20 protein-coding genes are annotated in these 18,927 nt (G+C 62.8%); 7 read left to right on the forward strand and 13 right to left on the reverse strand.

The annotated features are described in order from the left end of the window. Positions 1 to 4 precede the first annotated feature (4 nt). From QA643_RS20180 to QA643_RS20190, 3 genes are all read right to left on the reverse strand, one after another. On the reverse strand, positions 5 to 916 hold the full coding sequence (locus tag QA643_RS20180; RefSeq protein ID WP_283027668.1) for a carbohydrate ABC transporter permease: 912 nt from the start codon (positions 914 to 916) through the stop codon (positions 5 to 7). Then, complete coding sequence (locus QA643_RS20185; protein WP_283027669.1) at positions 916 to 1,851, reverse strand: sugar ABC transporter permease; 936 nt, start codon at positions 1,849 to 1,851, stop codon at positions 916 to 918. Before QA643_RS20185 ends, QA643_RS20180 begins: the two co-directional genes overlap by 1 nt. Positions 1,852 to 1,960: 109 nt before the next feature. Beyond that, positions 1,961 to 3,301, reverse strand: coding sequence for an extracellular solute-binding protein (locus QA643_RS20190; protein ID WP_283027670.1), 1,341 nt, complete (start codon positions 3,299 to 3,301; stop codon positions 1,961 to 1,963). A 461-nt stretch (positions 3,302 to 3,762) separates the two neighbouring features. On the opposite strand from QA643_RS20190, the gene QA643_RS20195 reads away from it, so the two are divergent. After that, positions 3,763 to 4,557: a Spy/CpxP family protein refolding chaperone gene (locus QA643_RS20195; RefSeq protein WP_283034859.1), complete on the forward strand. Its 795-nt coding sequence runs from the start codon at positions 3,763 to 3,765 to the stop codon at positions 4,555 to 4,557. A 296-nt stretch (positions 4,558 to 4,853) separates the two neighbouring features. Here QA643_RS20195 and QA643_RS20200 read toward each other — a convergent pair whose 3' ends face one another. Continuing rightward, the gene (locus QA643_RS20200) at positions 4,854 to 5,255 is read right to left on the reverse strand and encodes a VOC family protein (protein WP_283027671.1); all 402 of its coding nucleotides are present in this window, start codon (positions 5,253 to 5,255) and stop codon (positions 4,854 to 4,856) included. 12 nt (positions 5,256 to 5,267) lie between these two features. Beyond that, positions 5,268 to 6,470 (reverse strand): acyl-CoA dehydrogenase family protein, encoded by a 1,203-nt coding sequence (locus QA643_RS20205; RefSeq protein ID WP_283027672.1) that lies wholly within the window; start codon positions 6,468 to 6,470, stop codon positions 5,268 to 5,270. 216 nt (positions 6,471 to 6,686) lie between these two features. Between QA643_RS20205 and QA643_RS20210 the strand changes: the two genes are divergently transcribed. Next, positions 6,687 to 6,974, forward strand: a complete 288-nt coding sequence (locus QA643_RS20210) for a PilZ domain-containing protein (RefSeq protein WP_283027673.1) — start codon at positions 6,687 to 6,689, stop codon at positions 6,972 to 6,974. A gap of 3 nt (positions 6,975 to 6,977) precedes the next feature. On the opposite strand, the gene QA643_RS20215 is transcribed toward QA643_RS20210, so the two are convergent. The 7 genes from QA643_RS20215 to fixL all read right to left on the reverse strand — a co-directional run bounded on the left by QA643_RS20215 (position 6,978) and on the right by fixL (position 12,864). Beyond that, positions 6,978 to 7,946: a tripartite tricarboxylate transporter substrate binding protein gene (locus QA643_RS20215; RefSeq protein ID WP_283027674.1), complete on the reverse strand. Its 969-nt coding sequence runs from the start codon at positions 7,944 to 7,946 to the stop codon at positions 6,978 to 6,980. Positions 7,947 to 8,032: 86 nt separating this feature from the next. Beyond that, the gene (locus tag QA643_RS20220) at positions 8,033 to 8,665 is read right to left on the reverse strand and encodes a thioredoxin domain-containing protein (RefSeq protein ID WP_283027675.1); all 633 of its coding nucleotides are present in this window, start codon (positions 8,663 to 8,665) and stop codon (positions 8,033 to 8,035) included. 441 nt (positions 8,666 to 9,106) lie between these two features. Further along, positions 9,107 to 9,373 carry a hypothetical protein gene (locus QA643_RS20225; RefSeq protein WP_283027676.1) on the reverse strand — a complete coding sequence of 89 codons (267 nt, stop codon included), beginning with the start codon at positions 9,371 to 9,373 and terminating at the stop codon, positions 9,107 to 9,109. A 43-nt stretch (positions 9,374 to 9,416) separates the two neighbouring features. After that, the gene (locus QA643_RS20230; protein ID WP_283034860.1) at positions 9,417 to 10,127 is read right to left on the reverse strand and encodes a helix-turn-helix domain-containing protein; all 711 of its coding nucleotides are present in this window, start codon (positions 10,125 to 10,127) and stop codon (positions 9,417 to 9,419) included. Positions 10,128 to 10,243: 116 nt separating this feature from the next. Next, positions 10,244 to 10,711, reverse strand: coding sequence for a response regulator (locus QA643_RS20235; protein WP_349253209.1), 468 nt, complete (start codon positions 10,709 to 10,711; stop codon positions 10,244 to 10,246). A gap of 13 nt (positions 10,712 to 10,724) precedes the next feature. Next, entirely contained in the window at positions 10,725 to 11,339 is a 615-nt protein-coding gene (gene fixJ / locus QA643_RS20240) for a response regulator FixJ (RefSeq protein WP_283027677.1), read from the reverse strand. After that, the gene (gene fixL, locus QA643_RS20245) at positions 11,326 to 12,864 is read right to left on the reverse strand and encodes a sensor protein FixL (RefSeq protein WP_283027678.1); all 1,539 of its coding nucleotides are present in this window, start codon (positions 12,862 to 12,864) and stop codon (positions 11,326 to 11,328) included. The genes fixJ and fixL overlap by 14 nt, the downstream gene beginning before the upstream one ends. A gap of 278 nt (positions 12,865 to 13,142) precedes the next feature. Between fixL and QA643_RS20250 the strand changes: the two genes are divergently transcribed. Together QA643_RS20250 and QA643_RS20255 are read left to right on the forward strand one after the other, a co-directional pair. Beyond that, the gene (locus QA643_RS20250; RefSeq protein ID WP_283027679.1) at positions 13,143 to 13,970 is read left to right on the forward strand and encodes a universal stress protein; all 828 of its coding nucleotides are present in this window, start codon (positions 13,143 to 13,145) and stop codon (positions 13,968 to 13,970) included. 26 nt (positions 13,971 to 13,996) lie between these two features. Further along, positions 13,997 to 14,422, forward strand: coding sequence for a CBS domain-containing protein (locus tag QA643_RS20255; RefSeq protein ID WP_283027680.1), 426 nt, complete (start codon positions 13,997 to 13,999; stop codon positions 14,420 to 14,422). Positions 14,423 to 14,457: 35 nt separating this feature from the next. Here QA643_RS20255 and QA643_RS20260 read toward each other — a convergent pair whose 3' ends face one another. Next, entirely contained in the window at positions 14,458 to 15,180 is a 723-nt protein-coding gene (locus tag QA643_RS20260; protein ID WP_283027681.1) for a CBS domain-containing protein, read from the reverse strand. Positions 15,181 to 15,352: 172 nt separating this feature from the next. On the opposite strand from QA643_RS20260, the gene QA643_RS20265 reads away from it, so the two are divergent. The 3 genes from QA643_RS20265 to QA643_RS20275 are packed head-to-tail and all read left to right on the forward strand — an operon-like array spanning position 15,353 to position 18,806. Further along, entirely contained in the window at positions 15,353 to 16,336 is a 984-nt protein-coding gene (locus QA643_RS20265) for a zinc-dependent alcohol dehydrogenase family protein (RefSeq protein WP_283027682.1), read from the forward strand. Continuing rightward, on the forward strand, positions 16,333 to 17,904 hold the full coding sequence (locus QA643_RS20270) for a bifunctional aminoglycoside phosphotransferase/ATP-binding protein (protein ID WP_283027683.1): 1,572 nt from the start codon (positions 16,333 to 16,335) through the stop codon (positions 17,902 to 17,904). The genes QA643_RS20265 and QA643_RS20270 overlap by 4 nt, the downstream gene beginning before the upstream one ends. A gap of 2 nt (positions 17,905 to 17,906) precedes the next feature. Continuing rightward, complete coding sequence (locus tag QA643_RS20275) at positions 17,907 to 18,806, forward strand: CHAD domain-containing protein (protein WP_283027684.1); 900 nt, start codon at positions 17,907 to 17,909, stop codon at positions 18,804 to 18,806. Positions 18,807 to 18,927 lie beyond the last annotated feature (121 nt).

Genomic DNA, 18,927 nt, shown 5'->3' on the forward strand with positions numbered 1-18,927 from the left:
GAAATCAGCCCTTTGTCGCGCCGGCGGTCAGGCCGGCAATGTAGTAGTCCATCAGGAACGCATAGATGATGAGCGGCGGCGCGGCGCCGAGCAGGGCGCCGGTCATGATCTGCCCCCAGTTGAAGACGTCGCCCTTGATCAGCGTGGTGATGATGCCAACCGGCATGACGAGCTGATCGGTCGACGTCGTAAACACCAGCGGATAGAGGAATTGCGCCCAGGAGACCGTGAAGGCGAAGATCGTCGCCGCGATCAGACCGGGCAGCGCGACCGGGATGAAAATGCGGGTCAATGTCTGGAACCAGGATGCGCCGTCGATGATGGCGGCTTCATCGAGCTCCTTCGGGATCGAAGCGAAATAGCCGATCATGATCCAGGTGCAGAACGGCACCGTCAGGGTCGGATAGATGATGAGCAGCACATACCATTTGTTGATGAGCTGGATGCCGGTGAAGTCTCCGATCGATGCGAACATCTTGAACAGGGGAATGAACAGCAGGGTTTCGGGGATCAGATAGGTCAGGAACACGCCGGTCGCGAGCGTCACCGAGCCCCAGAACCGCATCCGCGATAGCGCAAACGCTGCGGGGACCGCGATCAACATGGTGATGGTGACGACGAAGATGGAGACGATCGCCGAATTCCAGAAGAAACGCAGGAACTGGTTCGATGTCAGAAGCGAGATGTAGTTGTCCAGGGTAGGGTGGAACACCCACCACGGATTGGTCGCCGCCGAAATTTCCGCGCTGCTCTTCAATGAGGTGATGAGCATATAGATCGGCGGCGTCAGGAAGAAGATCACAAAGATCACCAGGAAGAAATACGACCAGCGCAGCGCCCAAGCGCGGTCGCGGCTCATGCTGCCGTACTTCACCTTGCGGGTCGGTGCGGCCTTGTCGATGGTCACCGTGGTCATCAGGCTTCATTCCCGCGTTTGGAGATATCGCGCAGGATGAAGATCGCTGCGACTGCCAGGATCGGCACCATGAAGAGCGACACGCTCGCGCCGAGCGGAATGTCGCTGCCTTCGATACCGACGCGGAATGCCCAGGTGGCGAAGATGTGGGTATGGTCGAGTGGGCCGCCCGCGGTCAGGATGCGCACGATGTCGAAATTGGCGAAGGTGACGATCAGGGAGAACAGCGTCGTGATCGCGATGATGTTGCGCATCATCGGCAGCGTCACGTACCAGATCCGCTGCCACCAATTGGCACCGTCGATGGCGGCGGCTTCGTAGAGCTGATCCGGCACCGATTTCAGCGCCGCCAGGTACATGATCATGAAGAACGGCGCGCCGACCCAGATATTGACGAGGATGACCGAGAAGCGCGCCCACATCGCATCGCCGGTCCAGGGGATCGGCCCGGCGCCGAACAGGCCAAGGGTATAGTTGAACGCGCTGTAGGAGGGATCGAACAGCCATAGCCAGGCGAGCGTGCTCATCGCCGGCGGGATCACCCACGGCACCAGCAGCATGCCGCGCCATTTGCGCTGGCCCTTGGCGGGTATGTTGTGAACGAAATGCGCGATGATGAATCCAAGCACCGCTTTGAAAATGACGGCCGTGATTGCAAAGATGCAGGACTGTTTGACGACCAGCCAGAACGTCTCGCGCTTGAACAGGAACTCGAAGTTGCCGAACCCGACAAAGCGGGCCATCGATTTGTTCAACGTGGCAAGGTGCAGCGCGTAGAATGCCGGATAGATGACGAGAAGCGTAATCAGCAGGATCAGCGGCAGCGCCATCAGGAAGGCGATGGTCGATTTCCGGCCGAGCACATTCCTCAGGGTGCGCTTGCGCGCGGCCTGCTTGGCGGCCGTCCGGCTCGACTGCAAGGCGACGTCAGCCATGGTGCGTTTCCCCGTAAATTACCGGTCCGAAGCAGGCAGGCTTGCAAGCTTGCCCGCGATTGTGCGGAGGCGGCCCGCCGTATGACGAGCCGCCTCGAACTCCGCCGTGTCAGCTCCGCATGAAGCCTTCGCACTCGCCTTCCGCCCAGGCGAGCGTCTTTTCCATCGCTTCGCCTTGCGCGTAGCGCAGGCACATCTTGGTCAGCGTGGCCTGCGTGTAGATCTGCTGCGCGACCTTGGGCGGCGCGGGCGCCGCGGCGATCGAAAGGACCTGGTGGTTGTGCGGATTCGGATAGTGATAGAGCGTGCCCTTCGGAGGCCCTTCCTCCTGCCACACCTTCAGCGTGGTGAGCTTCTCCCAGCAGGGCAGGTCGTAGCCGCCGCTCGCTACGCACATTTTCTCGATCGCAGCCGGCGTGGTAAGCGCGCGAAGCACGCCCTTGGCTGCTTCCTTGTTCTTGGAGAACGACCATGTGCCCCAGAAGTAGCCCAGGTAGGGCGCGAAGCGGCCCTTCGGCCCGGACGGGAAGCCGTGAGTCCAGCACTGCTCAGCGACCTGCGGCGCGTCGCGCTTGGCGACCGCCCAGGCACTCGGCGGATTCATGATCAGCGCGCCCTTGCCGGAGACCAGCCACTTGTTGTTGGAGGCGTCATCCCATGCACCGACATCCGGCGGCAGGAAGGAGATCAGCTTCTTGTAGAACTCCAGCGACTGGCGCACCGCATCGGTCTTGACAGTGAGGTTGCCCTTCTCGTCTACGAGCGCTGCACCGTGAGCCTGGAAGAATGCACCGGCGGAGTCGACATTGTCGCTGGTCTCACCGAGCCCGATGCCGAAGGGAACGCCGGCCTTGTGGCAGGCTTCGGCGGCCTTCAGGAAGGTTTCCAGAGTCCAGCTGTCGGCCTTGGGTGCCTGGCCGGCAGGATAGAGCGCCTGGACGTCGATGCCGGCATGTTGCTTCATCAAGTCGATGCGCGAGCAGGGCCCCTTGATCTGGCTGCCGACGCTGGCAGGGACCGCTAGCCACTGGCCCTTGGACTGGCCGAGATATTTCACCGTGCCGTTGGGTTCGCCGTTCTGCTTGATGAGGTCGGCCACCACGTCGTTCATCGGTTCCAGCAGTTCGGACTGCGCATGCGGCCACCAGGTCGGCATGGCCAGAATGTCGTGACCTGATTTCGCCTGCGCTTCGGCAGCGATGGTCAGGAGGTTCTTGTTGCCCTGGCTCGGAATGTAGTCGATCTGAACCTCGACCTTTTCCTTCTCGGCCCAGGCATGGACGATATCGGTGGAGGCCTTGTTAGCGCCGGGAACCCAGTGGTCCCAGAAACCGATCGAGAGCTTGCCGGCGGCATGCGCGCCGCGCACATAAGGCGCGGTAATGAGGGCTGCGGATGATAGCGCTGTCGCAGCAACGAATTGTCGGCGAGAAAGCTTCCTGCGTGACATTGGGCGTTTCCTCTTTGCTGAGCCAGATTTTGCTTTTTATTTTTTATTCTCCGTCTGGGGACGCTGCGTCGAGGCAGCGGCCAGCGGAGATTTTGTAGTTGGATCAGACCAGAATTGTTTGGTCCTGTCGAGAAAACACATTGCCGCTGTCATTGAACTAACGTTGCGTGGAATTTCCGGGCAGCGGGAGCGACGATGGCGTGTCGTTGCGGATCGTCGATAATGTGCGCGGCAATATTGCGCCGCACACTTTGTCTTCGATATTGCTTGGGGTGTGCGCTTGCGCCGCAGCGAAGCGGTCGCGCGTGTCGTTTCTCGCGTCGAGCGGCGGTTCGAGCCGTGGAACCGGCAGGCGCAAGTGTGGACGAGTTTGGGGCGGAAACGATAGTTTAGGCTCGGGATTCTCGGCGCGGCCTCGCGATCGCATGCCGAATTTCCCGATCGATGATGGAGACCAAATAATGGATCGTTCTCAGCACATTGCGATGCCATCGCGATTGCTCGTTGCGCTTGGCGCGATCGTCATGCTGGCCGTAGCGGTGCCCGCGACCGCCAACGCGCAGGGGCTGGTACAGGGCGTGCAGCAGGGGGCACGAGAGGGCAACAAGGCTGCCGGTCCGGTTGGTGGCGTGCTGGGCGGCGCGATCGGCGGCGTCGTCGGCGTGGTCACCGGCGTTACCGGCGTTTTCACCGGAGGCAACAACAAGGGCGGGCAGGCGCCTGCGGCGAAGGATGCCAAACAGGGGGAGCCTTCCAAGCAGGGCGAGGTCCCGAAGCAGGGTGAAGCCGCAAAACAAGGCGATGCGCCGAAGTCCGCGAAGGGCAGCAAGGCGACGAAGACCGCCGCCAGGCAGCCACCGCAGCAGCCGGCCGTACTGACCCAACCCGGTGCGCCGCAACTGACGGCCGAGCAGATCGTCGCCACCAGCGACGCCAATATCGAGCGGATCAAGAAGGAGCTGAACCTCACGCCCGAGCAGGAAAAGCATTGGGCCGGCTTCAACAGTGCGATGCACTATCTCGGCCATAACGGTGCCGAGCGCCTCAATCTGCGGGTCGCCCGCGCCAAGCGCGATCCCCCCGATGACATTATCGAGCAGATGCGCAACGAGGCCCAGTTCCTCAACGACCGTGCCGTTGATCAGCGCAATGTGGCTGACGCGGCCGAGCCGCTGTTCGCCAGCCTGAGCGACAAGCAGAAGGAATTTTTCATTCAGGAAATGGTCAAGCTGAGCCACGAGCGCGGGCTCGATTAGCGCCAAGACTAGCGGCGAGCGAATAGCCGGGTACGCAGGCCCTGGGGTAGGATGAAAGGCGCGGCACCCGGCTACTCTGCCGCAGCGGCGCGGCTCCCCCAATCTCATTGCAATGATGGAGGAACCCTGACGGACTGGCGCCTTAGTCGTGGCGCAGTTGCGGCGTTGTCAGGAACTTCGTTGTTTGGCAGGCAGTGTTGCCCCGCAACATCAGGTGCAGCCCGAGCGTGCCGTGCTGTGCCGCGAAGCGAAGCAGGCCAGGGCCATCGCCCGATTGAGCCTCGACCGCAAAGCCCTCAGGCTTTCGGAAAGTTGAGCTCGACGCCGACGCCGTCGGGATCGTACAGGAAGAATTGCGTATCGCCGGTCCGCGGCACGATGCTCTCGCGGAATTTGACGCCCTTCGACTGCAGCCGCTCGCGCATCCCCTCGACATCGGTCGCCGCAAAGGCGATGTGGTCAAACCGGCCGGTATCATCATACTTCCGCTCGGTGCCGCGCACCACGATGCCTTCGCGCGGCTTGCGCGTGCCCATCAGATGCACCGTGGCGGTGCCGCCGGAATAGAGCCAGTAGCCCGGGAAATCGAGCGGCGGGCGGTCGCCGTTCTCCAATCCGAGCACGTCGCAATAAAATTCCCTGGAGCGCTCGAGATCGGCGGGTTCGATGGTGAAGTGCTGCAAGCCGCCAAGTGCCATGGTCACTCTCTCCTACACAAAGCTGAGGTCAGTCTCGACGCCCATCATCCAGGCGCCGACGGTTTCAAAGTGCCTGAGCTGGCCCTGCAACTGCTGGGTTACGGTATGGATGTCGCGGAAGCGGCGCTCCAGCGGATGATCCTCGAAGATCGCTGTCGCGCCGGCGGCGTTGTAGGCGAAATCGACCGCCTCGCGCGCCTTGTGAATGGCGTTTGTCGAAGCCATGCGGATGTTCATGCGTTGCGCCACGGTAATTGTCGCGCCCGCCTTGAGATCTTTCCAGGTATCGGCCATCGACTGCAGCACGTAACCGCGCGCGGCGCGAAGATTGACTTCGGCCTGGGCGAGGTTGCTCTGAACCACCGCATTGTCGCGCAATGATACCCTGGCGCCGCGCGGCACCTTGTTGCGCATGGTCTCGACGAAATTGTCGAGCGCAGTGCGGGCGATACCGCAGGCGACACCGGCAAAGCCGACTTGGTAACAGGTGTGGTTGCTCATCCGGTACAGCGGGCCGCGCTCGCGGCATTCGCGGTCGAATTCGCGGATGATCGAATGGTCGGCGCGCACGAAGAAATCGTCGAGCGCGAACTGGTCGCTGGCAGTGCCGCGCAAACCCACGGTGTTCCAGATGTCGGTCCACTCGACGTCTTCGGCGCGTACCAGCATGGTCCGTTCGAGCGGCACGCCATTGGCATCGTATTTGGGCGAACCGTCGGCCGCATAGATCGGGCAGTGCGCGCCGAGCCAGGTCGCGTGCCGGCCCCCGGATGCAAAGGACCACACCCCGGTGACCCGGTAGCCGCCCTCGCATTCCACCGCGCGCACCTTCGGACCAGGCCCCCATGCCAACACCGCGCGCGGATCGCCAAAGATCGCTTGCGCCACCGGCAGGTCGAGATAGGCCGCCGACATCGCGCAGCCACCGGCCTGGCTCAGGCACCAGGCGGTGGAGGCATCTGCTTTCGCTATGGTTTCGATGACATGGAAGAACGTAACGGGATCGGTTTCGATTCCGTTCGTCGAGCGGGGCAACAACAGGCGGAACAATTGGGCGTCGTGCAGTTTGTCGAGCAGTGCGGGTGGCAGCCGGCGCGCGGTTTCGATCTCGTCGGAAGCGGCCGCGACATCGGCGCGTATGGCTTCGGCCCGGGCAATCACGGCGGGATCGCCGGCAAGATCGGCGGAGTTTGCGACTGTCGTATTCAGGGCCATGCCTGCCGATCCACTGCCTTCTATGCGCTGATCATTGGTGGAAGGCTATCGTGCCATTGCTGCTATCGGCAAGAGCATGGTGGCACGAAGCACCTGTGCGTACATGATTGGGGTTTTGTGCCGCTCTGCACAATCGGGCCCGGCGCACGCGCCGACTTGTTTAACATTTCGAGATAGCTTTGCGATCAGGCTGGGATCGATCCGGGACGGAACGAGATGGAAGAGAAACGAAAGTATCCGCGAACGGAGATCAGCGAGCCCGCCTACGTTTCGTCGGGCGGTTCCGTCATTCCCTGCGTGGTGCGGAACATCTCGCGCGAGGGGGCGGCGATCGATGTCGATAATCCCGCTTTCGTCCCGCAGCATTTTCGGCTGGTGATGGCAAAGGATCCATCGATCGTGCATGCATGCCGGGTGACCTGGATTCAGCAGAACCGCGTGGGCCTGACCTTTATCGGCACCGACGCGGCTGCGGAGCCGCCACCGCCGGATGGCGGGCGCTGAGTGCTATTCGATGCGCAGCTTCGCGTCGCGCACGACCTTGCCCCACTTGTCCATTTCCAGCCTGATCTGCTCGCGAAACTCCTCCGGCGTATTCGCAACCGCCTTGAAGCCGAGCGTGGTGAGACGTTCCTTGACGTCGGGCTGGGCAACGATCTTGGCGATCTCACGATAAAGCAGATCGACGATCTCTTTCGGCGTCCCCGCGGGCGCGACGATGCCCGTGAGCGTGTCGGCCTCCTGATCCTTCACGCCCTGTTCGGCGAAGGTCGGCACGTCGGGCATCCCGGCCGCACGTTCGGCGGATGCGACGCCCAGCGCGCGCAGTTGTCCGCTCTGCACCGCCGACAGGGCAGGCGGCAGCGCGGTAAAGGCGATCGGCGTATGTCCGCCGACCGTTGCCTGGATGGCCGGCCCTGCACCCGTGAAAGGCACGTGCACCAGATCGAGCTTGAAGGCGAGCCGGAATAGCTCGCCGCCGAGATGCGGCGTCGATCCGACCCCAGGGCCGGCAAAGCTGTATTTGCCGGGATTGTCTCTGACGAGCTGCACCAGTTCCGGCAGCGTCTTCGCTGCGACCTGCGGATTGACCACCACGACGTTCGGCGAGACTGCGACCAGCGTCACCGGTGCGAAATCCTTGACCGCATCATACGGCACCTTGGCGTAGAGGCTGGGATTGACGACGAAGCCGGTGCTGATGGCCATGATGGTATAGCCGTCCGGCGTCACGCGGGCGACCTGGCCGGCTGCGGTGTTGCCGCCGGCGCCGCCGATGTTTTCGACGTAGAATTGCTGGCCGAGATTGTCGGTCAGTTTCTGTGCGACGATGCGGGCGATGGCGTCGGTTGGTCCGCCGGCGGGAAAGCCGACCACGACGCGGACCGGCTTGCTCGGATAATTTTCTGCCGCCGCCGCCGTGATGCCGGCCAGCAGCCACGCCGCTGCCAATACTGCCCGTAAAGCCGCGGCCATGGCGCTCTCCCCGATGTGTTTGTTTCAGACATCATCGGCGAGACCGCGGCGCCCGGCAAGGGGTACCAACGGGGAAGCAGGCTGGGCTATTTCAGCAGCGGCTTGATCCGTTCTTCCAGTTCCTCGAACGACATCGAGCCCTGCAGCCGCATGCCGTTGACAAAGAAAGTCGGCGTTGCCGCGATTTTTACTTCCCGGACGGCGTATTGCTGGTCGGCATTCAGCTTGTCGAATTGCGCCTTGTCCTCCTCGCAGGTCTTGACGTCCTCTTCGCTCATGCCGTGCTGCCTACCGACATAGAGCAGCGTCGCCTTGGTCTGCGCCATCAGCTGGTCCTGCAGCTTGAACAGCATCTCGACGGCGGCGAGGTACTTTTCGGAATCGCCCTTGCCAATGCAGCGCGCCAGTATCGAAGCCGCGGCGGCCTTGATATCGAGCGGAAATTCGCGGAACACGAAACGCACCTTGCCGGTATCGATATAGTTCGACCGCAACATCGGGAATACGTTCTGGCCGAAGGCTGCGCAGTGCGGGCAGCTCATCGACGAATACTCCGTGATGGTGATCGGTGCGTTCTCGGATCCGATGGCAATGTCCGGCAGCGAAACCGGTTTGGTGACTGCTGCGGCAATCGCGCTTTGTGCGAGGGCGGCGGCCGGGACAGCCGGCGATGCAAAGGCGAGGAGGGCGGCGAAGGCAATGCGACAGCGAACGTTCAACGGCTACTCCGAAACGTATTGGAAAAGGCGAGCGAGCAAAGCTGCGGCCTGTCCGAGACTCTACTGGCTTTACGGGCCAAAGGCCATCTGGGCCGGATCGCAGTTGACCGTAAATTGATCACGATCCAATCACGCAAGCAGCCAAGGGAGACTGCCTCAACGGTCAGGGCGCGGTCATGGTGGAGCTGCCGAGGATGTGCGAACCGGCATCGATCAAATAAAAATGCCCCGCAACGCGGTCTTCGACCAGCGATGGCGGGGCAGTCTTAGGAGAAAACGGCGAGATCGCCGAATGATGCGGACATCGTCGTCGGGCATCATGTCGTGTAATCCTGCACCCGCTCGGCGGTGTCAGCATTGACGTGGATCAAACGCCGGTAGCCTGAAAAGGTGCATGTTGGACCCGCGCGCGTACACGGGCTGTTTCGATCCATGATGGGCTCAGTCTGTCGCCCGGGGCTGTTCCATGTGGGACTTATGGGTAACGGCCGCATGGTCTGCCCGCTGTTCGAACTCGTGATGGCCGGGCAGGTGCATGACCTCGACGCAGTCGGCGTTGAGGCGTTCGTTGTCGACCAGCCGCTCGGCCAATATCAGCGCCTGAGAAGGTCCGTCCGACTGGACCTCGATCTGGCGCTGCAGGCATTTGAACCTATGGCCGTCGGAATTGCAGAGATCCTTGTAGAAGGAGACGCGATAACTATTCATCTTGCACTCCCGCTTCTTCCGGCATGCTGCTTATAGCTTACTCTCATGCGTCCATATCTGCCAGACGCTGGCGGTTACGCAGCACGATTTGACGGGCGCTCGAAAACATCAGGATGCCCTGGTCGCTGAGCTGCGACAGCGCGCGCGAGACGGTCTCCAAGGTCAGGCCGAGATAGTCGCCAATGTCGCGGCGGCACATCGGCAGGGCCATCATGCCCGTCTTGCAGAGCCGACGGTCCATTTCCAGCAGGAACGTTGCAACCTTTTCCATCGCGGTCTTGCGGCCCAGCAGCAACATATGGTCTTCGGCGTGCCGGAGATCGCTCGCGGTCATGGTCCAGAGGTTGTGGGCGACCTGGACATTCGAACCAGCGGCGGCTTCGAGGTTGCGGCGCTTGACCAGGCGGACAGTGGTATCGGCGATCGCTTCGGCGGTCAGGCGGTGGGCCGAGCCGGTATCCAGGCCGAACACGTCGCCGGGCAGGTGGAACGCGCCGATCTGGCGGCGGCCGTCGCTGAGAAGCTTGTAGGTGCGAACCGCGCCCCGGACGACCTGATAGACGTATTCGCAAGGCTCGCCCTCGCCGTAGATTTCTTCATCCTTGCGGTAGGTGAACTCGCTGGCAATCACACCCGCGCAGGTCGCGATGACGCTGAACTGGTCGAGGGCCGGTGCAGTCTGGGCGCGCGGGGCGGTGAAAACCTTGGCTGCCGAAACTGCCGGGGCGGTGATCGTCTGGGTGAGCATTGCCATCTCCTCGATGCGGGATGGCATTGGTGTAACTTGGAACTCCGCCGCCCGATATTTGGGTCGATATCCTAAGGGGAGGCCCTTACGGGGTTTTACGGAGGCGGCTGCGAGCGGCGTTTTCAGGCCCAACCTGCTGCATCCACCGTGTCGATCGCTTTGCGGACGCAATCGACCAGATTGCCCTCGAGATTAGGCTTCAAGAGCACTTGCCGCACGCCGGCGGAGGTCGCCTTGGCCGCGATGTTTTCGTCCGGATAGCCCGTAATCAAGATAATTGGCGTGGAGACGTCGAGCCGGCGCAGCCGAAGAGCCAGTTCCAGACCGTCGAGTTCCGCCATCTTGTAGTCGATGACGAGGCAATCGGCGCGACTGCGGGTGGCAGAGCCGAGCAGGGCGACCCCGCTACGGAACGTACGGACATCGAACCCTTCGGTCTCCAGCAGAAAGCGCAGCGACGTTCGGACGTCGTAGTCATCATCGACGACGTAGATCATCGATTTTCTGGGCGCTGCGCTAAACTTGGCTTCGCTGGCGGCGCTGTCTTGAGGCTCGGTCATGCCGACAAAATAGACGTTTTGCCGGCCCACGAATTGACTTGGCTCAATCCTCGACAATGCCTGCCCGGATTGCAAACCGCACCAGCTCGGAAAGGTTACCGGCCTGCATCTTGGTCATCACATTCGCCCGATAGACCTCGACGGTGCGCGGGCTGATATCATACTCGCGGGCAATGGCCTTGTTCGATTGCCCCGTCACCAGCCCCTGCATGACCTGGCGTTCACGCTGGGTAAGACTGGCGACGCGCGCGGCCATATCGGCCAGCAAGGCCTCGCTTTTCGACCCGCTTTCACTCTCCGCCAGCGCTGTTTCCACCATGTTGATCAGCCGGTCGTCCTCGAATGGTTTTTCGAGAAAGTCGAGCGCACCCAGCTTCATCGCCTCGACGGCGAGGGGGACGTCGCCATGACCGGTCATCACGATCACCGGAAGCTTGTGCGGGCCTGAGCTCAGCCGGCGCAGCAGCTCCATGCCGTCGATGCCCGGCATGCGCACGTCCGTGACTACGCAGCCGGCTTCCAGACCGGCCACCTCATCCAGGAAAGCCTGCGCCGAATCGAACAGACGCACGTTGAAGCCGGCGGAGCCGAGCAGGAAATCCAGCGAGTCGCGCATCGCCGGATCGTCGTCGATGACGTAGACCTTAGCGCTCGGCATCGGTCATATCCTTGCCGTGCGCGGCAGGCAGCGTGAAATGAAAAGTCGCGCCGCCGGATCCATTGGTTTCCGCCCACATCCGGCCGCCATGGGTTTCGATGATGGTGCGGCTGATGGAAAGGCCGACGCCCATGCCGGTCTCCTTCGTCGTGAAAAACGGTTGGAACAGGTGCGCCAGCGCATCGCCCGCGAAGCCGGACCCGGTGTCGGAAACGGAGACTTCGATCATATCATCTGCGGCCCTGGTGTTTGAGGCAATCAGCTCACGGTGCGTCGAGGATGCCATCGCTTCAAGCGCATTGCGGAACAGGTTGACGAGAACCTGCTGAATCTGAACCCTGTCGGCCAGCACGAGGTCGCAGCTCGGATCGAGGTTGAAGCGCAGGAACACGCCCTGTTCGCGGGCCCCGGTGAGGCCCAGCGCGCCGGCCTCCTCGATCATTTTTGAGAGGCTTTCGACGCGTTTTTCGGAGGCGTCGCGGGCCACGAAATCGCGCAATCGCCTGATGATGTCGCCGGCTCGAATCGCCTGCTCCGCGGCGCGATCGAGCGCTGCTCCGATCTTGGGCGCGTTGGCGTCGGTACTGCCGGCCAGCAGGCGCCGCGATCCTTTCATGTAGTTGCTGATCGCCGACAGCGGCTGGTTGAGTTCGTGGGCGAGCGCGGATGCCATTTCGCCCATCGCGCTGAGGCGGGATACGTGGACCAGTTCGGACTGCAGTTCCTGCAGCCGCGCCTGGGTCTGTTGCTGCTCGGTGAGATCGCGCACGAAGCCGGTAAAGAAGGGCTTGCCGCCCGAACGCATTTCGCCGATCGTGAGATGCATCGGAAACGTGGTGCCGTCCTTGCGCATGCCGGTGACGATACGCCCGATGCCGATGATACGCCGCTCGCCCGTCTTCAGGTATCGCGCGATATAGGCGTCATGGCGGCTGCGATCAGGCTCCGGCATCAGCACGCTGATGTTCTTGCCGATCGCCTCGGGTTCGCCGTAGCCGAACTGACGCTCGGCGGCACTGGAAAAGAACTGCATGATCCCGTGCTCGTCGATCACGATCATCGCATCGGGGATCGTATCGAGAATCGAGCGAAAGTGCCGCTCGCGAGTCGTAACCGCTTCCTCGAGGCGCTTCTCGCGGTTGACGTCGAGCATGATGCCGCTCAACCGGGCGGGGGTGCCGTCAGGACCATTGATGGTCGTGCCCAGCGCGCGAACCCAGTGACCGTCTGCGGAATGCCGGTTGACCCGGTACTGGACGTCGAAACTGCGGCCGGTGTCGATCGATTGTTGCACGGCTTGCGCCGTGCGATCGCGATCCTGCGCATCGAGCAGGGAGAGAAACAGCTCGTAATTGACCGGCGTATCCGGCCCGAGGCCAAACAGCTCACGGGTGGCGGAGGACCAGCTCAGTTTCCGGGTCGACAATTCGAGGTCCCAGGCTCCCACGCCGGAGCCCTCGGCACCGCTGCGCGCGTGCTGGTCGAGTAACCCCTCATCATAGAAAAGTCGGTCGGCGTCGATCATGCTTCGCTTCTGGACTGCGCTTGCCTACCAGATAGCGCATTCGATCGGGCGTGTGAAATGGCCGCGAACCGAAATCGCGAAATGCGCATATCCGTTTGATAACGCACGACGTTTTCAATGGCTGCCGGCCCCGAAATCACCCCACGCCGAATTTACAGATGTTCGAAAAGAGCCGACAGGGATTCTTGATCTAGGTCAGCTTCAAACCGCGCCTGCCATCTAGGATGAACGCTGTGGGCACGGCCCATGCATTTCACCCCCGAGATGTGGAGCAGTCGATGGACTACAAGACCGTCATGGTTGGCCTGGCGCTGGACCGGCCGAACGATGCCTGCCTCCGGGTGGCCGGCGACTTGGCCGAGCGGTTCGGCGGCCGGATCATCGGGGTCGCCGCCTCGGACTTGCGGCCGCCGATTTATTTCGCCGACGGCGACTTCGCGCAAAAGCTGCTCGACCAGGAGGCCAGCGCCATCGAGACGCGCCTGTCGGAGCTTGAATCGGAGTTTCGCGCCTCGGTCGAGAAGCGCGCGAGCGCGGTCGAATGGCGTGCCGCGCGTGCCTTGCCGGGCCCCTACATCGTGCAGCAGGCACGAGCCGCTGATATCCTCGTGGTCGGCGCCCGTTCCGAGACCCTGGTCGATCCCTGCGCGGCCCCTGATCCGAATGACCTGGTGATGCAGGCGGGCAGGCCGCTCATGGTGGTGCCGCCCAGAACCGAGTGGCTCGACCTGAGAAGCGTTCTGATCGCCTGGAAGGACGTGCGGGAAGCGCGCCGGGCCGTGTTCGATGCGCTGCCGATTCTGGCCGCTGCGAAGGAAGTCACGATCACCGAGGTTCCCGAACAGGACGGTCGCCGCGCCGACGCACTGTCTCGCGTCGCCGACGTCGCGGCGTGGTTGCGCGGCCACGGCATCGCGGCGAATACCGTCGTTCCCGAAAAGGCCGGCGATGTAAGCGAGCAGATCGAAAAGATCGCGTCCAATGTCGGAGCGGGCGCCGTGATCGCCGGCGCCTACGGTCACTCGCGCTTCCGGGAATGGGTGCTCAGCGGGGTTACGCGCCATCTGGCAACCGAATCGCGGCGTTGCGCGTTTCTGTCTCGTTGAGGGTCTAAGATAGCGAGGGCCTCCCCGTGCATAAATTTCTCGAAGCGACCGCAGGGCAGTACATGACGCGCAAGGTGAAGACCGTCGCGCGCGACACGACGATGCGCGAGCTGCACAAGATGTTCGAGGCTGATGATTTCAACTGCTATCCCGTGCGGGAAGGCGATGACGTCGTTGGCGTCGTGAGCAACTTTGACTTCCTCAAATGTTTTGCGTTCAATCCCGGCCGGATGGTGCCGGCCTATGACGATCTGTTGTCGCGGATGGTGGTCGACGTGATGACGCCGGCGTTCATCTATGTCGACCCGGCCACGAAGCTGACCCGCGTCCTTCAGCTGATGGTGGACCACCGGATGAAGAGCCTGCCCGTGCTGGATGCCGACCAACGCCTCGTTGGGATCATCGCGCGCGGGGACATCATGCGCGCGTTGACCGAGAGCGCGCGCGGATAGCCGAAGCCTTCCTTTTGTCGAATGTGCCGGCGGACCTAGCCCGCCTTTGCCATTTCAATGTCCTCAGGCGATTTCAGAAACATCCCGGACATGGTGTCGACCCAGCACAGGTGGTCGCGAACCTTTTTGACGCCGGCAACATTCTGCGCCGCCACGATTGACGCTTGCCGCGAGCGCTCGTCGGTGATCACGCCGCTGAGATGGACGATGCCGTCACGCACGATCACGCTGAGGCCGAACGGGCTCCAGTCGTTCTTGTTGATCGCGGCGACGACGCGGCTGCGAATATGGTCGTCGTCGGCGGTCGGGTCCGGAATTTCGCGGGCCAAGCTTGCGACCGCGTGCATGAGATTGGCACGCGACACGAGCCCGACAAGTTGCTCGCCGCGCAACACGGGCAGACGCTTCACCCCGTTGGTTTCCATCGCATCGACGATCTCTTCCAGGGTCGCGTCTTCGGTGACCGTAATCGGGTCGCTGGTCATGACATCGCATACCCGGCGGCCGTACTCGTGCACGTAATCGACCGCGGAGTCGCCGAGCAGGACCTTGAGCCAGCGGCCACGCTTGCGCTGGGTGGCGATCTCCCTGCGGCGGATGAAGTCGCCCTCCGATACGATTCCAACGAGCTTGCCGGCGGCATCGAGGACGGGGAGTCCGCTGACGTGATGCTGGAGCATGACATTGGCGGCCTCTAGAATGGTGACGTCGGGGCCGATCGTGATGACCGAGCGGGTCATGATCTGGTGGGCGCGCATGTGACGGTCTCCTGTTCCATGCCATCAAGAGATGGCTGAGCGCCACGGCTGGTGCAGCGCGGTTGATGCAGTCATGCTAGAGAAAGCCGGCTTGGATGCGATTGATGCGGATCAAACGCGGTCGGGTCGCACCGGATAGGCTGCACACGCTTGCGTGAGGATATCGGACGAAATGCACGCCATGGTCCTGACGGCGCCCGGATTGCCGCTGCGCCTTGAGACGCGGGAGGACCCGGCGCCCGGGCCCGCTGACGTGTGCGTCGAGGTCGCAGCCTGCGGCGTGTGCCGGACCGATCTGCATGTCGTCGATGGAGAATTGCCCAATATCACCTATCCAATCGTGCCAGGCCATGAGGTGGTCGGACGGGTGACGGCCCTTGGCGCCGGCGTGAGGTCGCTTGCGATCGGTGAGAGGGTCGGCGTTCCCTGGCTCGGCTACACCTGCGGTGAATGCCCGTATTGCCGCAACGGCCGGGAAAACCTCTGCGACCGGCCGCGCTTCACCGGTTATACGCGCGACGGCGGCTTTGCCACGCATATCGTCGCCGACGCCCGCTACTGCTTTCCGCTCGGCGAAGCCGGCGACGACATTGCCATCGCGCCATTGCTTTGCGCCGGCCTGATCGGATGGCGCTCGCTCGTCATGGCGGGCGAAGGCAAACGGCTCGGCATCTTCGGTTTCGGCGCGGCCGGCCACATCATCGCGCAGGTCGCCCGCTGGCAGGGCCGCTCGGTCTACGCGTTCACCCGCGCAGGCGATGTCGAGGCACAAGGTCTTGCGAAATCGCTCGGCGCCGAATGGGCCGGCTCATCGGTGGATCCGCCTCCGGTGCCGCTCGATGCTGCGATCATTTTTGCGCCGGTCGGCGGCCTCGTGCCGCTGGCCTTGCGCGCCGTGCGCAAAGGAGGGCGCGTGGTCTGCGCCGGCATTCACATGTCGGATATCCCTTCGTTCCCTTACCAGCTTCTCTGGCAGGAGCGCCAACTGCTTTCGGTGGCCAACCTCACGCGTGACGACGGGATCGAATTCTTCAAGATCGCCGCGCAGGCGGACATCAGGACGCACACCAGCGTCTTTCCGTTGCGGGAAGCCAATGAAGTCCTCGCAAAATTGCGAGCCGGCGAGATCACCGGTGCGGCGGTGCTGCAGCCGTGACCCAGCGACCGCCCGCCGACATTGCCGTCTCCGACGCTGATCTGCAGCGGCAGGTGCTGGATTTCCTCGATGGCTCGAACTTCGGGCCGGCGCAGGGCGGCAAGCGGATCGATACGCACGCCTCCATGGTTTTTCTCGGCACCGATCGGGCATTGAAGATCAAGCGTGCCGTGCGTCTGCCGTTCCTGGATTATTCGACGCTGGAGAAGCGCAAGCGCGCCTGCGAGGAGGAGCTGAAAGTCAACGCCGGCAACGCCCCCGAGCTCTACCGGCGCGTCGTCGCCATTACACGCGAGCCCGACGGCGCGTTCGCAATCGACGGGGCCGGCACGGCGGTTGAATGGGCGGTCGAAATGACGCGGTTCGACGAGACGCAGTCGCTCGATCAGGTTGCGTCGTCGAAGACAATCGAGCCGTCCCTTGCTGCGGCACTCGCCGACGCGATCCTGCGCTCGCACGCCAATGCACCGCGCAGGAATGGTGAAAGCTGGCTTTCGTCGATCCTACCCATCATCGAGCGCAATACCGCAAAATTTCGTGCCGCGCGCGGGCTCGACACCGGCGCCGTCGATCAACTCGATGCTGCGAGCCGCGATTGGGTGACGAGATTGCAACCGCTGCTCAGGCAGCGTGCCGAGCAAGGCTACGTGCGCCGTTGCCACGGCGATCTGCATCTCGCCAATGTTGCTTTGGTGGGCGGCCGGCCGCTGCTGTTCGATGCCATCGAATTCGATCCCGTCATCGCCACGACAGATGTGCTTTACGATCTGGCGTTCACGTTGATGGACCTCATCCACTTCGAGCAGGCGGCGGCGGCAAATACCGTATACAATCGGTACCTTGCGGGGGCAGGGAAGGAAGGCCTCGATGGCCTGCACCTGCTACCGCTCTTCCTGTCGATCCGGGCGGCCATCCGGGCGCATGTGCTGTTCGTCAAGAGCGAAAGCGCGACAGATGGCGAAAGCGCCCGGCAGCAGGCGAAACGTTATTTCGATTTGGCGGGACGGCTCGTCAAGCCCAATCCGCCGCTGCTGGTTGCGATCGGCGGGTTGTCGGGCACCGGGAAATCGGTGCTGGCGCGGCAACTTGCGAGTCTTGTCGAGCCACTGCCCGGGGCGCTCATCGTGCGCTCGGACGTGGTTCGTAAGCATCTCTTCGGCACCAATGAATCCGTCGCGCTGCCGGAATCCGCCTATCGGCCCGACACTTCGAAACGGGTATATGACGAACTCTTGGACACCGCGCGTCACGTCCTCGTTCAGGGCTGCTCGGTCGTGGTCGACGCCGTATACATGGAGGAGGCCGAGCGGACAGAAATTGCCGATCTGGCCGCCAAGCAGGGGGTAGGCTTTCTCGGCCTGTTTCTGACGGCCGACCTTGAGACACGGCTGGCGCGCATCGAACAGCGCAAGGACGATGCCTCCGACGCGACACGAAATGTCGCACTGAAACAGGAAGCCGCAGCGATCGGCGCGGTAAACTGGCATAGGATCAACGCCTCGGGAACGCCGGACCAGACGCTGGCGGGTGCCCGGATTTTCCTGCCTGCACAGCCTGGTGAGCGTTGAAGATGCGAGCCGATCCGGCCAGAACGCCGAGCCGACGCAAGGCCGCTGGGGCCCCGGATATCGACTGTGCGACGGCATTTCAGACGATAGCGCTGGACTGCGTCGCGGCCATCGAGACGAACCACGGTAGCGCATGCGCGGGGGACGCCGAGGCCGTGCACCAGATCCGGGTTGCGATCACGCGGTTACGTGCCGCCGTGGCGTTTTTCGCACCGATCGTGGTCGATGCGGAATGGCTACGCCTCAAGAAGGAAATCGCCTGGCTGAATGGCCCGCTCGGTGCCGCCCGCGACAGCGATGTCGTCGTGGAATATTCGCGCCGCAAGCGCTATCGCGCCTGGACGCAGCGCATGATTGGCCAGCGCCTCGACGAGCGGCAGATGCGCGATCATCGCCGCCTGGTGCGCTGCCTGCGCTCGGGGCGGACGCAGCGCCTGGTAACGGCGCTGGCCGGCTGGATCAGGCGGGGAGCCTGGCTGGAGCGCTACCGGCGGAGCCAGAACAAGGAGGCCTTGCAAGGTTATTGCACAGGTGAGCTTGGCCGCTGGCACAAGCGGCTGGTCCGCAAGGGCCGGCACTTGAAAACGTTGGGCGCGTCGCCCCGTCACCGGCTGAGGATCAAGGCCAAGCGTTTGCGCTACATGCTGGAAGCGCTGAGGGAAACGGACGCGCTCCGGGGGCGTGACGAATGGCAGCAACTTCACCGGCCGGCAAAGCAACTGCAGCGCACATTGGGTGATCTCCGCGATCTGAAGCGATTTGCCGACCATGCCGACACATCGCCGTCCGCAAACGGCAAAGGCGCCAAGACGCATCCCCCAGCCTATCGTCATCGCACAGAAAAACTGCTGGACGCAGCTATTGCGGCCTACCGCGACCTCAAAAACGCCGAGACCACCTGACGCCTTCATGTGCGTGGGGCCACCGCCGGGTTTGATGTGCGTCAATTTCGGCTGGTCATTATCAATTACCGTATCGCCGCCAGGGAAGGGGCGCAGCCCTCACGAATCAATGGGAGAATGG

The organism is Bradyrhizobium sp. CB3481, from assembly GCF_029714305.1.
Classification (GTDB): Bacteria; Pseudomonadota; Alphaproteobacteria; order Rhizobiales; family Xanthobacteraceae; genus Bradyrhizobium.

Bases quoted from the DNA above. Each gene is read 5' to 3' on its own strand.
- QA643_RS20250 (WP_283027679.1), top strand. From the start codon at position 13,143: ATGGACTACAAGACCGTCATGGTTGGCCTGGCGCTGGACCGGCCGAAC.
- QA643_RS20205 (WP_283027672.1), bottom strand. From the start codon at position 6,470: ATGGCCCTGAATACGACAGTCGCAAACTCCGCCGATCTTGCCGGCGAT.
- QA643_RS20180 (WP_283027668.1), bottom strand. From the start codon at position 916: ATGACCACGGTGACCATCGACAAGGCCGCACCGACCCGCAAGGTGAAG.
- fixL (WP_283027678.1), bottom strand. From the start codon at position 12,864: ATGATCGACGCCGACCGACTTTTCTATGATGAGGGGTTACTCGACCAG.
- QA643_RS20185 (WP_283027669.1), bottom strand. From the start codon at position 1,851: ATGGCTGACGTCGCCTTGCAGTCGAGCCGGACGGCCGCCAAGCAGGCC.
- QA643_RS20230 (WP_283034860.1), bottom strand. From the start codon at position 10,127: ATGGCAATGCTCACCCAGACGATCACCGCCCCGGCAGTTTCGGCAGCC.
- QA643_RS20190 (WP_283027670.1), bottom strand. From the start codon at position 3,301: ATGTCACGCAGGAAGCTTTCTCGCCGACAATTCGTTGCTGCGACAGCG.
- QA643_RS20260 (WP_283027681.1), bottom strand. From the start codon at position 15,180: ATGCGCGCCCACCAGATCATGACCCGCTCGGTCATCACGATCGGCCCC.
- QA643_RS20200 (WP_283027671.1), bottom strand. From the start codon at position 5,255: ATGGCACTTGGCGGCTTGCAGCACTTCACCATCGAACCCGCCGATCTC.
- QA643_RS20215 (WP_283027674.1), bottom strand. From the start codon at position 7,946: ATGGCCGCGGCTTTACGGGCAGTATTGGCAGCGGCGTGGCTGCTGGCC.
- QA643_RS20265 (WP_283027682.1), top strand. From the start codon at position 15,353: ATGCACGCCATGGTCCTGACGGCGCCCGGATTGCCGCTGCGCCTTGAG.
- QA643_RS20275 (WP_283027684.1), top strand. From the start codon at position 17,907: ATGCGAGCCGATCCGGCCAGAACGCCGAGCCGACGCAAGGCCGCTGGG.
- QA643_RS20225 (WP_283027676.1), bottom strand. From the start codon at position 9,373: ATGAATAGTTATCGCGTCTCCTTCTACAAGGATCTCTGCAATTCCGAC.
- QA643_RS20195 (WP_283034859.1), top strand. From the start codon at position 3,763: ATGGATCGTTCTCAGCACATTGCGATGCCATCGCGATTGCTCGTTGCG.
- QA643_RS20210 (WP_283027673.1), top strand. From the start codon at position 6,687: ATGGAAGAGAAACGAAAGTATCCGCGAACGGAGATCAGCGAGCCCGCC.
- fixJ (WP_283027677.1), bottom strand. From the start codon at position 11,339: ATGCCGAGCGCTAAGGTCTACGTCATCGACGACGATCCGGCGATGCGC.